Origin of the sequence: Achromobacter mucicolens (assembly GCF_029866465.1) — a bacterium.
GTDB lineage: Bacteria > Pseudomonadota > Gammaproteobacteria > Burkholderiales > Burkholderiaceae_B > Achromobacter > Achromobacter mucicolens.
On the sequence record NZ_CP123364.1, the window covers coordinates 382,784 to 398,886 of the forward strand.

The window sequence follows — 16,103 nt, forward strand, 5'->3', positions numbered from 1 at the left end:
CCGGCACCGGATAGCAAGATTATCTTGCATTGAGCTGTACCTCTTATTTTTCAATTTTTGACTTCAGATTTCTAACCAAGGAGTTGTCATGACCAACGTCGCTTTCGTTGCCCTCGCTTGCGGTCTTATCATCGGTCTGGGCGCTATCGGCGCTTGCATCGGCATCGCACTGATGGGCGGCAAGTATCTGGAAGCTTCGGCTCGTCAGCCTGAACTGATGAACGCTCTGCAAACGAAGATGTTCCTGCTGGCTGGCCTGATCGACGCGGCATTCCTGATCGGCGTGGGTATCGCCATGCTGTTCGCCTTCGCCAACCCGTTCGTCGGCTAAGGCACCGCCCGCCGGCAAATAGGTGGGTCATGACGCTGGCGGCGATGAGAGCAACGGCTCCATCGCCGGTCAGCAAGGTATCGAGTGCTCCGCGACGCCCCTTTCCGGGTGCGGTCGGAGCCGAAAGGTGTTAAAGGAACGACCGTGAATCTGAACGCGACGATCATTTTCCAGATGCTCGTGTTCTTCGTTCTGGGCTGGTTCACGATGAAATTCGTGTGGCCTCCCCTGACGAAGGCGATGGACGAGCGCCGCCAAAAAATCGCCGACGGCCTGGCCGCCGCCGAGAAGGGCAAAGCCGACCTGGCTCAAGCCCAGGCGCGCGTCAGTCTGATCGAGGCTTCTGCCAAGTCCGAAAACCACGCACGCATCATCGAGGCCGAGAAGCAAGCCGCCTCCCTGATCGAGCAGGCCCGCCGCGAAGCGGAAGCCGAACGTGCCCGCATCGTGGCGCAGGCTGCCCAGGATGCCGCGCAGGAAGTCCAGCGCGCCCGCGAAGCGTTGCGCGACGACGTCGCCGCGCTGGCCGTCAAGGGTGCTGAACAGATCCTCAAGCGCGAGGTTGACGCCCGCGCACACGCCGAGCTGCTGAACCAGCTCCGCGCGCAGCTCTAATCCGGGACCGTCATGGCTGAACTTTCCACTGTTGCCCGGCCCTACGCTGAAGCGCTCTTCAGCGCAGCGCGCGACGACAAGGCCGGTCTGCCGGCGTGGGCCGACCTGGTCAGCGAAATGTCGCAGGTCGCCTCCAACCCCGACGTGCGCGAGGCCATGGCCGATCCGCGTCTGGGCGACAAGCAGCGCGTCGAACTGTTTACCGGCCTGATCAAGGCCGATTTGCCGCAAGCCGCCCGTAATTTCATCGAGCTGCTGGTCGAAAACGACCGGCTGCTGCTGCTGCCCGAGATCGCCTCGCAATTCGTCGCGCTGCGGAATCGTCACGAAGGCACGGCGCAGGCGGAAATCACCAGCGCGTTCGAGCTGAGCGATGCCCAGGTCAAGGATCTGGTCGCCGCGCTCGAACAAAAATTCGGCCTCAAGCTCAAGCCCAGCGTTACCGTCGACCCGTCGTTGATCGGCGGCGTGCGCGTGGCCGTCGGCGACCAGGTGCTCGATACTTCCGTACAAGCCCAATTGGTCCGCATGCGCGATCAGCTCGCCGCTTAAGGCTACTAACAGGATTCCAGGAGTCAATATGCAACTCAATCCCTCCGAGATCAGCGAACTGCTCAAGAGCCGCATCGAGGGCCTGGGCGCTTCGGCTGATGTCCGTACTCAGGGCACCGTCGTGTCCGTGACCGACGGTATTACCCGCATCCACGGCCTGTCGGACGTGATGCAGGGCGAAATGCTCGAATTCCCCAACAACGTTTTCGGTCTGGCGCTCAACCTCGAGCGTGATTCCGTCGGCGCCGTTATTCTCGGCGACTACACCGGCGTTTCCGAAGGCGACCAGGTCAAGACGACCGGCCGCATTCTGGAAGTTCCGGTTGGTCCGGAACTGAAAGGCCGCGTGGTCAACACGCTGGGCGAGCCGATCGACGGCAAGGGCCCGGTCAACGCCAAGGCCACCGACATCATCGAAAAAGTGGCGCCTGGCGTTATCGCCCGCCGCTCGGTGTCGCAGCCGCTGCAAACCGGCATCAAGGCTATCGACTCGATGGTTCCCATCGGCCGTGGCCAGCGCGAACTGATCATTGGCGACCGCCAGACCGGCAAGACCGCCGTGGCCGTCGACACGATCATCAGCCAGAAGGGCAAGGGCGTCACCTGCGTGTACGTCGCTATCGGCCAGAAGGCGTCGACGATCAACAACGTGGTCCGCAAGCTCGAAGAGCACGGCGCGATGGAATACACCATCGTCGTGGCCGCCTCGGCTTCCGACTCCGCCGCCATGCAGTACCTGGCCGCCTACGCCGGCTGCACGATGGGCGAATACTTCCGCGATCGCGGCGAAGACGCCCTGATCGTCTATGACGACCTGACCAAGCAAGCCTGGGCCTACCGCCAGGTCTCGCTGCTGCTGCGCCGTCCGCCGGGCCGCGAAGCCTACCCGGGCGACGTGTTCTACCTGCACTCGCGTCTGCTCGAGCGTGCCGCTCGCGTCAACGAAGAGTACGTCGAGAAGTTCACCGAAGGCGCCGTCAAGGGCAAGACCGGCTCGCTGACCGCGCTGCCGATCATCGAAACCCAGGCAGGCGACGTGTCGGCCTTCGTTCCGACCAACGTGATCTCGATCACCGACGGCCAGATCTTCCTGGAAACCGACCTGTTCAACGCCGGTGTCCGCCCCGCAATCAACGCCGGTATCTCGGTGTCCCGCGTCGGTGGCGCTGCCCAGACCAAGGTCGTCAAGAAGCTGTCCGGCGGTATCCGTACCGACCTGGCGCAGTACCGTGAACTGGCCGCTTTCGCGCAGTTCGCCTCCGACCTGGACGACGCGACCCGCCGCCAGCTCGAGCGCGGCAAGCGCGTCGTGGAACTGCTCAAGCAGCCGCAATACCAGCCGCTGCAGGTGTGGGAACTGGCCGTTACGCTGTACACGGTCAACAACGGCTACCTGGATGACGTGGACGTGGCCCAAGTGCTGTCGTTCGAGAAGTCGCTGAAGGATCAGCTCAAGGCCAAGCACGCGGCCCTGATCCAGCGCATCGAAGACACCAAGGAACTGTCCAAGGACGACGAGGCCGAACTGGCCGCCGCCGTTCAGGAATTCAAGAAGCACGGTGCTTTTTAAGAAAGTGATGGGTTAGGCGTCCAAGGCGCCTCACCCATCCTTCCCGGATGGTTGAGGCGCGAGCGGAACCCATCGGCCAGTCTTCACAGGAAAGCGCAATGCCCGGAATTAAGGAAATCCGAACCAAGATCAAGAGCGTGCAAAACACGCGCAAGATCACCAAGGCGATGGAAATGGTCGCCGCATCCAAGATGCGCAAGGCGCAGGAACGGATGCGTGCTGGCCGTCCGTACGCCACCAAGGTGCGCGAGATTGCTGCGCACCTGATGCAGGCCAATCCCGAGTACAGCCACCCGTACCTGGTCGAACGCGAAATCAAGGCGGTCGGCGTGGTCATGGTGACGACCGACAAGGGTTTGTGCGGCGGCTTGAACACCAACATCACCCGCGTGACGTTGGCCAAGCTGAAAGAGTTCGAGAAAAACGGCATCGCCGTGCAAGCGACCGCTTTCGGCAACAAGGGCGTGGGTGTGCTGACCCGTATCGGCGCCAAACTGGTTTCCCAGGAAGTGCAACTGGGCGACAAGCCGCAACTGGACCGCCTGCTGGGCGCGATCAAGGTGCAGCTGGACGCCTACCTGGAAGGCCGTATCGACGCGCTGTACGTGGCCTCGACCCGCTTCGTCAACACGATGAAGCAAGAGCCCCTGTTCCTGCGTCTGCTGCCGCTGGCCAGCGGTTTGGAAGATCCGTACCAGACGGGCGCCGAAAGCCTGGCCAAGACCTCGGAAGTGAAGTCGGAATACAGCTGGGATTACATCTACGAACCCGACGCCCGTAGCGTGATCGACGACCTGCTGCAGCGTTACGTTGAAGGCCTGCTGTACCAAGCCGTGGCCGAGAACATGGCTTCGGAGCAGTCGGCCCGGATGGTCGCCATGAAGGCGGCGTCGGACAACGCCAAGAAGGTCATCGGCGATCTGCAACTGGTCTACAACAAGACCCGTCAGGCCGCGATCACCAAAGAAATTTCGGAAATCGTAGGGGGCGCTGCCGCCGTTTGAGGCAGGCAGCATCCCGTCAAAAGCTATCAAGCAAGGAATCGACATGAGCAACGGAACCATCGTTCAGTGCATCGGCGCCGTGGTGGATATTCAGTTCCCCCGCGATCAAATGCCCAAGATCTATGAAGCGCTTACTCTGGCCGACGAGGGTTCCTCGTTCGCCGAAAAGGGTCTGACGCTGGAAGTGCAGCAACAGCTGGGCGACGGCGTGGTGCGTACCATTGCGCTGGGCTCCAGCGACGGCCTGCGCCGCGGCATGAAGGTCACCGGCACGGGCGCCCCGATCTCGGTGCCCGTCGGCACCGGCACGCTGGGCCGCATCATGGACGTGCTGGGTCGTCCCATCGACGAAGCCGGCCCGATCCAGCACGACGAAAAGCGTGGTATCCACCAAGCCGCTCCCCGTTTCGACGAACTGTCGCCGTCGGTGGAACTGCTGGAAACCGGCATCAAGGTTATTGACTTGGTGTGCCCGTTCGCCAAGGGCGGCAAGGTCGGCCTGTTCGGCGGCGCCGGCGTGGGCAAGACCGTGAACATGATGGAACTCATCAACAACATCGCCAAGCAGCACAGCGGTTTGTCGGTGTTTGCCGGCGTGGGTGAGCGTACCCGTGAAGGCAACGACTTCTACCACGAAATGGAAGAGTCGAACGTTCTGGACAAGGTCGCGATGGTGTTCGGTCAGATGAACGAACCCCCCGGCAACCGTCTGCGCGTGGCGCTGACCGGCTTGACGATGGCCGAGAAGTTCCGCGACGAAGGCCGCGACATCCTGTTCTTCGTGGACAACATCTACCGCTACACGCTGGCCGGTACCGAAGTGTCCGCACTGCTGGGCCGTATGCCGTCCGCCGTGGGTTACCAGCCCACGCTGGCCGAGGAAATGGGCAAGCTGCAAGAGCGCATCACCTCGACCAAGACCGGCTCGATCACCTCGATCCAGGCCGTGTACGTCCCTGCGGACGACTTGACCGACCCGTCGCCTGCCACGACCTTCCAGCATTTGGACTCGACCGTCGTGCTGTCGCGTGACATCGCCGCCCTGGGTATCTACCCGGCCGTGGACCCGCTGGATTCGTCCAGCCGCCAGCTCGACCCGCAAGTCGTCGGCGAAGAGCACTACGCCGTGGCCCGTGGCGTGCAGCAGACGCTGCAGCGCTACAAGGAACTGCGCGACATCATCGCGATTCTGGGCATGGACGAACTGTCGCCGGAAGACAAGCAGGCCGTGGCCCGCGCGCGTAAGATCCAGCGCTTCCTGTCGCAGCCGTTCCACGTCGCCGAAGTGTTCACCGGTTCGCCCGGCAAGTACGTTCCGCTGGCCGAAACCATCCGTGGTTTCAAGATGATCGTCAACGGCGAGTGCGATGCCCTGCCGGAACAGGCGTTCTACATGGTCGGTTCGATCGACGAGGCCTTCGAGAAGGCCAAGAAACTGCAATAAGGAACCGATATGGCTACCCTGCATGTGGATGTGGTCAGCGCAGAGGAAGCGATCTTCACCGGTGAGGCGAAGTTCGTGGTTCTGCCTGGCGAGTCGGGTGAACTGGGCATTCTGCCCGGCCACACCCCGCTGATCTCGCGCATACGCCCCGGAACGGTCAAGATCGTTCGTGCCGACCAAGGCGAGGAAAACATCTTCGTCGCCGGGGGTATCCTGGAAGTTCAGCCGGGCAGCGTGACGGTTCTGGCCGACACGGCTATCCGCGCCGCCGACCTCGACGAAGCCCGCGCCCTGGAAGCGCGCCAGAAGGCCGAACTGGCCCTGGCCAACGCCAAGGACAAGGCTGACATCGCTGTCGTCGAAGCCGAGCTCGCCATGCTGGCTGCACAAGCCATCGCGGCGCGCAAGCTGCGCCAAGGCGGCCGCTCGCACTAAGCGGCAACGCGGTTCTCCGGGCTTGCCCGGGACACGAAAGAAGCGGCCCCCGGGCCGCTTTTTTCATGGGGTGCGAAACTGCGAAACCCATGCGGACGCCCCGTCACGGCCAGCCGCAATGCGTTCACTACGAATAGTCGCGGCGGTGTTGCAACAGTAGCCTTCAGTTTTGCGATGCAAACGAGGAAGGCATGCGAGACGTGCTGGATTGCGGGGTGCTGATGGCGCCCGATCATGAAACGACGATGGGCGCCTGGGTCGCAGGCCATCAGGGCAGGGTGACGCGCGTGCGGCTGCATGCGGTGTCCCTGGCGCCGCCGCCGGACTCCCTCGCCCGGCAGTCGCTGTCGCTGCGGCGTTACGACGCCTGCATCCTGCCCGTGGCGCCGGGGTCGCTGGCGTGGGCCCGCATGGCCCTGCAGCAAGCCCGCAGCACGCTCTCCACCCCCATTCTGCTGCTGATCCACGACGTGAAGGCGCCAGCGATTCTCGATCTGCTCAGCTTGGGCGCGGCCGATTTCATCGGCCAGCCGGTGTGCCTGGAAAGCCTGCGCGTACGGCTGGTTCGCCTCGCCCGCCGCAGCGCCTTGCCGGGCGCCGGCGCGACGGGCGGGGTCCATGAGCGCCGGGCCAGCTATCTAAGCGTTGACGCGCCGACGGGCGGCGCCGGGCATGCGCTCGCCGGTCAACGCTTCTCCGATGCGGGCGAGCTTGAGCGCGCGCCGCTCTCGCATCACGCGTCCCACGCATTGCTCGGGCGTCATTCGCCTCATGCGCACCACCCGTCTATCGGTCCCCACGCGGCGTCCGCGCGTCCCAGGGTGGCCGTCGATGTCATCGAACACGCCTTGAGCAGCATGCGCCACCAATACAAGCGGGGCGCGCCAGAGACCTTTCGCGCGGCGAAGGCGCAGGTGGTGAACGGATTCGAGCGCGAATACATCCGCCATGCGCTGTCGCGTCACGGGGGCAACGTGGCCCAGGCAGCGCGCGCGTGCGCCAAGCACCGCCGGGCGTTCTGGGCGCTGATGCGCAAGCACGGCATAGAAGCCGCACCCTACCGCCAGGCCGCGCAGGCGGCCTCCCTGCAGCACGAAGGCGGCTAAGGCGCAAAGGCGCCAACCCGTCCCCTGCGCTGCCCCTTGCGCGTGCGCAATCCCCCGGATACGGCCGCCGCGCGCCTTGCCGGCCAGGGGAAGTAAACTCACGGCTTCCGATCATCGAGGTTAGCCGTGTACGCTCCCCGTTTGAAGAACGATGTGTTCTTGCGCGCCCTGATGCGCGAACCCGTGCCTTATACCCCCATCTGGCTGATGCGCCAGGCGGGCCGCTATCTGCCCGAGTACCGCGAGACGCGCGCGCGTGCGGGCTCGTTCATGGGCCTGGCGCAGAATCCGGACTTTGCTTCGGAAGTCACGCTGCAGCCGTTGGAACGCTATGACCTGGACGCGGCCATCCTGTTCTCGGACATCCTGACCGTGCCGCACGCGATGGGTCTGGGGCTGGACTTCGCCGAAGGCGAGGGCCCGCGGTTTGCGCATCCCATCCGCACCGAAGAGGACGTCGCGCGCCTGGCGGTGCCCGACATGGACAAGCTGCGCTACGTGTTCGATGCGGTCAGCACCATCCGGCGCGATCTTGACGGCAAGGTGCCGCTGATCGGTTTTGCCGGCAGCCCCTGGACCATCGCCTGCTACATGGTTGAAGGCAAGGGCAGCGACGACTACCGCCTCATCAAGACCCTGCTGTACTCGCGCCCAGATCTGCTTCATCGCATCCTCGAGATCAACGCCGAAGCCACCCTGCAATACCTGAATGGCCAGATCGCCGCGGGCGCTCAGGCCGTCATGCTGTTCGACAGCTGGGGCGGTGTGCTGGCCGATGGCCTCTTTCAGCAGTTCTCGCTGGCCTACACGAAGAAGGTCGTGGCGGGCCTGACCCGCGAGTACGAAGGCCGGCGCGTGCCCGTCATCGTGTTCACGAAAGGCGGCGGCCAATGGCTTGAAGATATCGCGGCCTGTGGCAGCGACGCCGTGGGCCTGGACTGGACGGTGGACCTGGCGGCGGCCCGCCGGCGCACCGGGGATTCGGTCGCGTTCCAGGGCAACCTGGATCCGATGGCGCTCTTTGGTGGCGCCAGCGCCATCCGCAAAGAGGCGCGCCGGGTGCTGGACGCGTTCGGACCGGTGGGCAAGGGCGGCCATGTGTTCAATCTGGGGCATGGCATTTCCCGCTTCACTCCGCCAGAAGCGGTAGCTGAATTGGTCGATGAAGTCCACCAACACAGCCGTGCCCTACACGCGTAAGTAAGTGAACGCTTCGGCCCGAAGGGCCGAAGCAAGCAGGCCGCGAAGGCGACTTGTGCACAATGAATTCGGCCTCGGGGAAAACCCTTCCCAAGCTGGCTTACATTCTCGAAACCGGCCTCAAGTGCCTGTTTTATATCGGAAAATGTCGCTTATCAACAGGGGTGCAATAGTTTGTGCATTCTTGCCATATTCCATTTTCCGATGTTGCTCTTGCCTTTTCCCCAAAGTTATCCACAGGCGTCGGTGGATCGATGGCGTCCGGGCAGGCGACAATCGTCCCATGCCGCGCCTGGCGCTTCTCATCCTTTCGGCTAGTCCTATTTCAGTAGATGAATGTCCCCCGATTCCCTGCCTGACGCGCAAGTAAAGCCCGACTCCTCAGCGGTGTGCTGGGTGCGCGTCGCGCTGGACGTGCCGTTGCCCGGCCCGTTCGATTACCGCAGTGATGCGCCGATCGCCGTCGGCCTGCGGGTGATCGTTCCGTTCGGCCGGCGCAAGATGATCGGGGTTGTCGTCGACAATCCCGCCGAACCTTCTTTCGAGCCCAAGCAGATTCGGCCCATCGAGGCGGTGCTGGACGATCTGCCGCCGTTCGACGAAGCGTGGTTGCGCATGGCGCGCTTTGCCGCCGACTACTATCAGCGGCCCCTGGGCGAGGTGATGCTGCCCACGCTGCCGCCGCCGCTGCGCAAGCCCACGTCCTATCAGGGCAAACGGTCCGGGGAAGGGCCCGTGGCGCGCATGGATGCGCGCAAGCGCAAGACTGTGCGCGCGCCGGCCACGCCCGACCAGCCGCCCGCGCTGAACGACGCGCAGGAAGCCGCGGTGCAAGCCATTGGCGCGCTGGACGGATTCAAGCCGGTGCTGCTGCATGGCGTGACGGGAAGCGGCAAGACCGAGGTCTACCTGCGTGCCGCCGAAAAGGTCCTGGCGGCGGGGCGGCAGGTGCTGTTGCTTGTCCCGGAAATCAACCTGACGCCGCAGCTTGAAGCCGCGCTGCGGGCGCGCCTGGAGTCTCTGGTCGGGCCCGAGGGGCTGGCGGTCATGCACAGCGGCCTGTCCGACGGCGAGCGGCTGCAGGCCTGGACCCGCGCCCATCGCGGGCAAGCCCGCATGCTGCTGGGCACGCGCATGTCGATCTTCGCGCCGCTGACGCAGCTAGGACTGATCGTGGTCGACGAGGAACACGACGCCTCCTACAAGCAGCAGGACGGACTGCGTTATTCGGCGCGCGACCTGGCCGTGTGGCGCGCTCACGATCTGAACATCCCGGTCGTGCTGGGCTCGGCCACGCCGTCGCTGGAGACCTGGCAGCACGCCGAACGCGGCCGCTACCTGCGCCTGACGCTGCCGGGCCGCGCCCGCTCCAGCGAACTGCCCAAGATCCGGCTGGTGGACACGCGCCGCCTGCAAATGAAGCAAGGCCTGTCGCCGCAGCTTGTCGAGGCCATCGGCCAGCGGCTCGAGCGCAAGGAACAGGTGCTGATCTTCCTGAACCGGCGCGGCTATTCGCCCGTCCTGCACTGCCAGTCCTGCGCCTGGGTCAGCAACTGTCCGCGCTGCACGGCCTTTACCGTGCTGCATCGCACCGATGGCCGCGGCCATCGCCTGCAATGCCATCACTGCGGTTACCAGGCCCCCGTGCCGCGCGCCTGCCCCGAATGCGGTGATCAGGACTTGGCGCCGATGGGCCGCGGCACGCAGCGTGTCGAGGAACACCTGGCCGAACTCTTTCCCGAGGCGCGCATCCTGCGCATCGACGCCGACAGCACGCGCAAGAAGGGCAGTGCCGAGGCGTTGTTCGCGTCCGTGCACGCCGGCGAGGTCGACATTCTGGTGGGCACGCAGATGGTGGCCAAGGGCCACGACTTTGCGCGCCTGGGACTGGTGGGCGTGCTGAACGCGGATTCGATGCTGTTCGCCCATGATTTCCGCGCGCCCGAGCGCCTCTTTGCGCAATTGATGCAGGTGGCCGGCCGCGCGGGCCGCCACCAGGGCAACGGAGAAGTCCTGATCCAGACCGGCTACCCCGAGCAGCCGGTGTACCAGGCCCTGCTGCGCCACGATTACGCCGGATTCGCGCGCCATGCGCTGCACGAGCGCGAGAGCACGGGGCTTCCGCCCTTCGTTTACCAGGCGCTGCTGACCGCCGAAGCGCGTGAGCTCAAGGTGGCCCAGGCGTTCCTGGAGCAGGCGCGCGTGCTGCCCGAGGGCGAGTGGGCCGCCGATTTTCCGGGCATGGACGCGATCATGCTGTATGACCCCGTGCCGCTGCGCGTGGTGCGCGTGGCCAACATCGAGCGCGCCCAACTGCTGGCAGAAAGCAGCAGCCGGCCGGCCCTGCAGGCGTTTCTGGCTTCATGGTCGCACCACCTGCCTTATCTGGCCAACGAGGCGCGCGTGCGCTGGCAACTGGAAGTCGATCCGCTGGAAATCTGATCGGCGGCGAAGCGGGACGCTCGGGCGACGGGGCGCTGCGGCAACAGTTCGCCGCTGCGACGATGCTCCGGTGTCGCGAACCTGCGGCCACGCGGGGCGCTTCTACGGCCACCCGCCGATGCGCCATCGACCCGATTGTTCTATGATCGTCTTCCTCTATCGCACCGGCGCGGCAGACCCGCTGCGGCGGCTGCGCCCGTCCCCTTTTTCTCGCGTTTTTCCGGCCCATTGACGGGCAGCGGCAGGCCCCTTGCTTGCCGGCTGTCCTGGCATGGCCGCCGCAACGCATGACGATCTGACTCTCCAATGTCCGCAAGCGAACCGATTGGCCACGGCATGAATCCCGCGCAGCGGGAGGCGACGCTTTACCTGGACGGCCCCTGCCTGGTCCTGGCCGGCGCCGGCAGCGGCAAGACGCGCGTCATCACGCAGAAGATCGCGTATTTGCTGCGCGAATGCGGCTACATGGGCCGCAACGTGGTGGCGCTGACCTTCACCAACAAGGCCGCGCGCGAAATGGACGAGCGCGTGAAGACGCTGGTGGACCGCAAGCTGTCCAAGGGCCTGATCATCAGCACCTTTCACTCGCTGGGCGTGAAGATGCTGCGCGAAGAAGCGCGCAACGCCGGCCTGAAGCCCACGTTCTCCATCCTGGATGCCGACGACGCCATGTCGATCATCCAGGAACTGCTGGCGACCACCGACAAGGCCCGCCTGCGCCACGTGCAGGGCATCATCTCGCTGTGGAAGAACGCGCTGATGGAGCCGGACGACGCCGCGCGTGAAGCCATCACCCCGGGCGACGTCGAAGCCGCCAACGTCTATCGCAGCTATGCCGCCACGCTGGCCGCCTATCAGGCCGTCGACTTCGACGACCTGATCCGCATTCCCGCGCAGCTGCTGGCCAGCAACGAAGAAGTGCGCACCCGCTGGCAGAACCGCGTGCGCTACCTGCTGGTCGATGAGTACCAGGACACCAACGTGTGCCAGTACCGGCTGGTGCAATTGCTGACGGGCCCGCGCGCCATGTTCACCGCGGTGGGCGACGATGACCAGGCCATCTATGCCTGGCGCGGCGCCACCATCGAGAACCTGGCCAAGCTGACTACCGACTACCCCAACATCAAGCTCATCAAGCTTGAGCAGAACTACCGCTCGGTGCAGCGCATCCTGGCGGCGGCCAACCAGGTCATCGAAAAGAACCCCAAGCTCTTCGAGAAAAAACTGTGGTCCGAGCTGGGCGTGGGCGAACCCATCACGGTGGCGGCCATGGACGGCGAGGAACAGGAGGCCGAGTCCATCGCCATGAAGGTGTCGGCGGCGCGCTTCGAGCGCCAGGCCCAGTGGAAGGATTTCGCCATCCTGTACCGCAGCAACCATCAGTCGCGCATCCTGGAGCAGGCACTGCGCAACCTGAAGATCCCGTACACGATTTCCGGCGGGCAAAGCTTTTTCGACAAGGCAGAAGTGCGCGACATCCTGGCGTATCTGCGCGTGCTGGCCAACGACGATGACGATCCCGCCTTCATCCGCGCCGCAACCACGCCCAAGCGCGGCATCGGCCAGGCCACGCTGCAGGCGCTGGGCCAGTACGCGGCCAGCCGGGAACTGTCGCTGCTTGCCGCCGTGGCCGAGACCGGCCTCGAAAGCGTGCTCGCGCCCCGCCAGCTTGAACAGCTGCGCACGTTTGCCGAATTCATCCGCCGCATGCAGTGGCGCGCCGGTCGCGGCGCGGCCTCGGGCAAGGACGCGGCGCCCGCGGAACCGGCCGGCGCGATTCTCGACGACCTGCTCGAAGCCATTCAGTACGAGCGCCACCTGTTCGAAATCTTCGAGGAACGGCCCGCGCAGACGCGCTGGCAGAACGTGCTGGAGCTGACCGGCTGGCTCAAGCGCAAGGCCGAGGAAGACAACATGACGCTCTTTGACCTGGTGCAGCACGTCGCCCTGGTCACCATGCTGGAACGCGGCGAGGAAGAAGAGCCCGACGCCGTGAAGATGTCGACGCTGCACGCTTCCAAGGGCCTGGAGTATCCGCACGTGTACCTCGCGGGCGTGGAAGAAGGCCTGCTGCCTCACTTGGGCAAGGACGACGAAGTCGGCGACCCGGCGCGTGCCGCCGAAAACCTGGCCACCCGCATCCAGGAAGAACGGCGACTGATGTATGTCGGCATCACGCGCGCGCAGCGCAGCCTGCACCTGAGCTGGTGCAAGCGCCGCCGCCGTGCGCGCGAAGACCTGGTCCGCGAGCCCTCACGCTTCATCGAGGAGATGGGACTGGGCGACGTGCGCATCCAGGAAGACGACGCGACGGCCGCCATGAGCCCCAAGGAGCGCATGGCCATGCTGAAGGCGCTGCTGAACAAATAGGGCCGGCGGCGCGGGCTTGAAGAAAGCCCTGCCTCGCTCCTACACTGGCCTGTCCGGATCGAAGGAGCGCATCATGTGCCGTTGGCTGGCTTATACCGGTAGTCCCCTGCAGATGGAGAGCGTGCTGTTCAAGGCCAAGCACTCGCTCATCGAACAGAGCCTGCATTCGCGCCTGGGCGCGACCACCACGAACGGGGACGGATTCGGGCTGGGGTGGTACAGCCGCGCCATCGAAGGCCGGCCCGCCGAGCCGCCGTTTCGCTACCGCAGCGTGCACCCCGCCTGGAACGACCGCAACCTGCGCGAGGCGGCGCGCGCCATCCATGCGCCGCTTTTCGTCGCGCACATCCGCGCCGCCACCGATACCCCCGCGCAGGAAACCAACTGCCACCCCTTCCGCCACGGGCACTGGCTGTTCGTGCACAACGGCCTCATCCGCGACTATCCGCTGTTGCGGCGCGATCTGATGCTGATGATCGCGCCCGGCTATTTCGGGTCGCTGGAAGGCTCCACGGATTCCGAGGTGATGTTTCTCTTGGCCCTCACGTTCGGCCTGGACGAGGATCCCATCGCGGCCATCGCCCGCATGGTCGGCGCCGTCGAGGAAGCCGGCCGGCGTCACGGCGTGGCGCATCCCATCAACATGACGGTGTGCGCGTTGGACGGCGAACGTCTCATCGCCGTGCGTTATTCCAGCGAAAGCGACTCGCGCACGCTGTTTCACAACACCTGCGTGCGCCACCTGCGCGAACTCTATCCCGACAACGCGCAGATCGCCGCCATGGACGACGACGCCTTCCTGCTGCTGTCCGAGCCCCTGTCGGACATGGCGGGCGTCTGGGAAGAAGTGCCCGAGTCCACGGCAATCATCGCGGGACGCGGCAACGTGCAGCACTTCCGGTTTGCGCCGATTCCGCCGGGCGAGTGATCTGCGTCGAAAGTGCGGGAATTGGGGTCATCAAGCACGTATTTCGCATATGGGCGAGAATACGGCTCGCAAGACATTGCGACGTCCTGGGCCGCGAGAGCACCCCAATCCAATCAGGAAGTTGCATGACAGATAGCCAAACCCCGCAGGCCATAGACGCATTCGCGGTGTTTACGCGCACGGGGCGCGCCCCGGATTGCTTTGAATTGCACGAAAAAGGCGTAGTCGATCAGGAAGGCGGCGCCCGCTGCTACACCGCGTTCGCGGACATCCACGACCTCTGCCTGTACGCCAGCCGCCCGGACACGGCCGCGGCTCCCGTCGACAGCCTGGCGTTTCGCAGCGCCCCGCAAGGCGCTTGGACCACCGCCGACGGCGTCGACGATTTCCCCGCCTTCATGGACGCCTTCCGCGCGCAGTACGTGGCGCAACGCCTACCGGTGCTGGAAGCGCTGCAGGCGCAAGGCGCGCGCGTCGCGTTCCGCTATATCGCGGGCGGCGCCTTCCCCGACCTCAAGACGCGCGAGCTGTCCCTGTCCGCGCAAGGCCTGCATATCGACGGCGCCACGTGGCCGTATGAGTCGCTGCAGCCCATCGATCTGGACGATTGGACCGACACGGTCACCTTGCAGGACGACAACGGCGAGACGGTCTTCACGTGCCGTGTCGCGAACATCCTGAGTTCCGACCTCTTTGTAAACCTGGTCTACGACCGGTTGGGTCAGACGGCGCAATACGCCTGACGCCGGGCGCCGGCCCAGCAAGCCGATCGCGCCACGCTTCTCAAGATATGGCCGCCGGGGGGCGGCCATGTTTCATTCAATGCCCCGAATGCAGGGCAGGATTCAACGTGCCCCAGGCCGCGGTGCGCACCAGCGCCTCCACCGCGCCCGTCTGCGAGTTGCGGCGGAACAGCAGCCCATGCTGGCCCGCCAGCGACACCGCCTTCACGACGGCCCCTTCCGGCGTCAGCACCCGCGTGCCGGCCGTGACATAGCAGCCGGCTTCGACCACGCAGTCATCGCCCAGCGAAATGCCCAGGCCGGAATTGGCGCCCAGCAGGCAACGCTTGCCAATCGACACCACCTGCTTGCCGCCGCCCGACATGGTGCCCATGATCGACGCGCCGCCGCCGATATCGGTGCCATCGTCCACGATCACGCCCGCGCTGATGCGGCCTTCGACCATGGACGCACCCAGCGTGCCAGCGTTGAAATTGCAAAACCCTTCATGCAGCACGGTGGTGCCCGGCGACAGGTGCGCGCCCAGCCGCACACGCGCCGTGTCCGCGATGCGCACGCCACTGGCCACGACGTAATCGGTCATGCGCGGGATCTTGTCCACGCTGCGAATTTCCAGCACCTGCCCGGTGGCGCGCAGATGCCAGCGCAGCGCGTCCACCTGTTCCACCGCACAAGGCCCCGCCGAGGTCCACGCGACGTTGGCCAGCACCCCAAACAACCCATCCAGATTGGCGCCGTGCGGCCGGATGAGCCGATGGCTGAGCAGATGCAGCCGCAGGTACGCATCGTGCGCATCGACGGGCGGCTCATCCAGCGACGAAATCGCGGTCCGCACGGCGACGATATCCACCTTGCGGCGGGTGTCACGGACGAGCGCGGTGGCAACGTGCTCGCCGAGGGCGGCGCGCGCTTCTTCCGGCGTCAAGTGACGCGTTCCCGTGGGCGGGGCGTTATCGGCGAGCGAGGGCCGCGGATACCAGGTGTCTAGGATGGTGCCGTCGGCGGCTAACGTTGCCAGGCCGTAGGCGATGGCGCTTTTGGGGGTGGCGGACATGACGGGGGGATGATGGCGATTTTGGTGGGCGACATTCTAGGCGAATGGGGGTGGATGTTGGTGGTATTTGGGGGTGGCGGTTTTGTCTACGGATGTGGGTTGCGACGGTCTTCGTAGGTCGCCCGACGCCGCAGTCACCGTGGGCACGATCGCCCACGATTGCGGTCCGGAGCCTTCGCTCCGGACTTCCCCGTTGTCATCTTCGTCCGCCTTCGGCTCCCTTCAGATTCCCTCGGGCGCATCGACGGCGCTCGCACCCACGGTGACCGCGACGCCGTGCTGCGAGGGTCTTTGGTTTGGGGCGCTGTA

Annotated in this window: 14 protein-coding genes; 13 read left to right on the forward strand and 1 reads right to left on the reverse strand. The window is 65.1% G+C overall.

Annotation, left to right across the window (positions count from 1 at the left end):
• The first annotated feature begins 88 nt into the window (after positions 1–88).
• The 13 genes from atpE to QEP15_RS01830 all read left to right on the forward strand — a co-directional run bounded on the left by atpE (position 89) and on the right by QEP15_RS01830 (position 14,740).
• Complete coding sequence (gene atpE, locus QEP15_RS01770) at positions 89–331, forward strand: F0F1 ATP synthase subunit C (RefSeq protein ID WP_003815363.1); 243 nt, start codon at positions 89–91, stop codon at positions 329–331.
• A gap of 144 nt (positions 332–475) precedes the next feature.
• Positions 476–946, forward strand: coding sequence for a F0F1 ATP synthase subunit B (locus tag QEP15_RS01775; RefSeq protein ID WP_008167494.1), 471 nt, complete (start codon positions 476–478; stop codon positions 944–946).
• Between the two features lie 12 nt (positions 947–958).
• A complete protein-coding gene (locus tag QEP15_RS01780) occupies positions 959–1,498 on the forward strand; it encodes a F0F1 ATP synthase subunit delta (protein ID WP_056327612.1) in 540 nt (179 codons plus the stop codon).
• A gap of 28 nt (positions 1,499–1,526) precedes the next feature.
• Entirely contained in the window at positions 1,527–3,068 is a 1,542-nt protein-coding gene (gene atpA, locus QEP15_RS01785; protein ID WP_056327611.1) for a F0F1 ATP synthase subunit alpha, read from the forward strand.
• A 98-nt stretch (positions 3,069–3,166) separates the two neighbouring features.
• Positions 3,167–4,072, forward strand: coding sequence for a F0F1 ATP synthase subunit gamma (gene atpG / locus QEP15_RS01790; protein WP_008167500.1), 906 nt, complete (start codon positions 3,167–3,169; stop codon positions 4,070–4,072).
• Between the two features lie 43 nt (positions 4,073–4,115).
• Positions 4,116–5,516, forward strand: coding sequence for a F0F1 ATP synthase subunit beta (atpD, locus tag QEP15_RS01795; RefSeq protein ID WP_054455184.1), 1,401 nt, complete (start codon positions 4,116–4,118; stop codon positions 5,514–5,516).
• Positions 5,517–5,525: 9 nt separating this feature from the next.
• The gene (locus tag QEP15_RS01800; RefSeq protein WP_056327609.1) at positions 5,526–5,951 is read left to right on the forward strand and encodes a F0F1 ATP synthase subunit epsilon; all 426 of its coding nucleotides are present in this window, start codon (positions 5,526–5,528) and stop codon (positions 5,949–5,951) included.
• Positions 5,952–6,142: 191 nt separating this feature from the next.
• Positions 6,143–7,057: a helix-turn-helix domain-containing protein gene (locus QEP15_RS01805; protein ID WP_152383238.1), complete on the forward strand. Its 915-nt coding sequence runs from the start codon at positions 6,143–6,145 to the stop codon at positions 7,055–7,057.
• Positions 7,058–7,228: 171 nt separating this feature from the next.
• The gene (gene hemE, locus QEP15_RS01810) at positions 7,229–8,257 is read left to right on the forward strand and encodes a uroporphyrinogen decarboxylase (protein WP_280148879.1); all 1,029 of its coding nucleotides are present in this window, start codon (positions 7,229–7,231) and stop codon (positions 8,255–8,257) included.
• A gap of 336 nt (positions 8,258–8,593) precedes the next feature.
• Complete coding sequence (locus QEP15_RS01815) at positions 8,594–10,699, forward strand: primosomal protein N' (RefSeq protein WP_152383239.1); 2,106 nt, start codon at positions 8,594–8,596, stop codon at positions 10,697–10,699.
• A gap of 306 nt (positions 10,700–11,005) precedes the next feature.
• Positions 11,006–13,069: a UvrD-helicase domain-containing protein gene (locus QEP15_RS01820; RefSeq protein ID WP_152383240.1), complete on the forward strand. Its 2,064-nt coding sequence runs from the start codon at positions 11,006–11,008 to the stop codon at positions 13,067–13,069.
• Positions 13,070–13,142: 73 nt separating this feature from the next.
• Positions 13,143–13,997: a class II glutamine amidotransferase gene (locus QEP15_RS01825; protein WP_056327605.1), complete on the forward strand. Its 855-nt coding sequence runs from the start codon at positions 13,143–13,145 to the stop codon at positions 13,995–13,997.
• 125 nt (positions 13,998–14,122) lie between these two features.
• Entirely contained in the window at positions 14,123–14,740 is a 618-nt protein-coding gene (locus tag QEP15_RS01830; protein WP_280148367.1) for a hypothetical protein, read from the forward strand.
• Between the two features lie 76 nt (positions 14,741–14,816).
• Here QEP15_RS01830 and dapD read toward each other — a convergent pair whose 3' ends face one another.
• Positions 14,817–15,794: a 2,3,4,5-tetrahydropyridine-2,6-dicarboxylate N-succinyltransferase gene (gene dapD / locus QEP15_RS01835; protein WP_280148368.1), complete on the reverse strand. Its 978-nt coding sequence runs from the start codon at positions 15,792–15,794 to the stop codon at positions 14,817–14,819.
• Positions 15,795–16,103: the final 309 nt, after the last annotated feature.

What these genes read in the sequence shown, in the direction of transcription:
- QEP15_RS01780 (WP_056327612.1), top strand. Translation starts at nt 959, where the DNA reads ATGGCTGAACTTTCCACTGTTGCCCGGCCCTACGCTGAAGCGCTCTTC.
- QEP15_RS01815 (WP_152383239.1), top strand. Translation starts at nt 8,594, where the DNA reads ATGTCCCCCGATTCCCTGCCTGACGCGCAAGTAAAGCCCGACTCCTCA.
- dapD (WP_280148368.1), bottom strand. Translation starts at nt 15,794, where the DNA reads ATGTCCGCCACCCCCAAAAGCGCCATCGCCTACGGCCTGGCAACGTTA.
- hemE (WP_280148879.1), top strand. Translation starts at nt 7,229, where the DNA reads ATGCGCGAACCCGTGCCTTATACCCCCATCTGGCTGATGCGCCAGGCG.
- atpA (WP_056327611.1), top strand. Translation starts at nt 1,527, where the DNA reads ATGCAACTCAATCCCTCCGAGATCAGCGAACTGCTCAAGAGCCGCATC.
- QEP15_RS01830 (WP_280148367.1), top strand. Translation starts at nt 14,123, where the DNA reads ATGACAGATAGCCAAACCCCGCAGGCCATAGACGCATTCGCGGTGTTT.
- QEP15_RS01800 (WP_056327609.1), top strand. Translation starts at nt 5,526, where the DNA reads ATGGCTACCCTGCATGTGGATGTGGTCAGCGCAGAGGAAGCGATCTTC.
- atpE (WP_003815363.1), top strand. Translation starts at nt 89, where the DNA reads ATGACCAACGTCGCTTTCGTTGCCCTCGCTTGCGGTCTTATCATCGGT.
- atpD (WP_054455184.1), top strand. Translation starts at nt 4,116, where the DNA reads ATGAGCAACGGAACCATCGTTCAGTGCATCGGCGCCGTGGTGGATATT.
- atpG (WP_008167500.1), top strand. Translation starts at nt 3,167, where the DNA reads ATGCCCGGAATTAAGGAAATCCGAACCAAGATCAAGAGCGTGCAAAAC.
- QEP15_RS01820 (WP_152383240.1), top strand. Translation starts at nt 11,006, where the DNA reads ATGTCCGCAAGCGAACCGATTGGCCACGGCATGAATCCCGCGCAGCGG.
- QEP15_RS01825 (WP_056327605.1), top strand. Translation starts at nt 13,143, where the DNA reads ATGTGCCGTTGGCTGGCTTATACCGGTAGTCCCCTGCAGATGGAGAGC.
- QEP15_RS01805 (WP_152383238.1), top strand. Translation starts at nt 6,143, where the DNA reads ATGCGAGACGTGCTGGATTGCGGGGTGCTGATGGCGCCCGATCATGAA.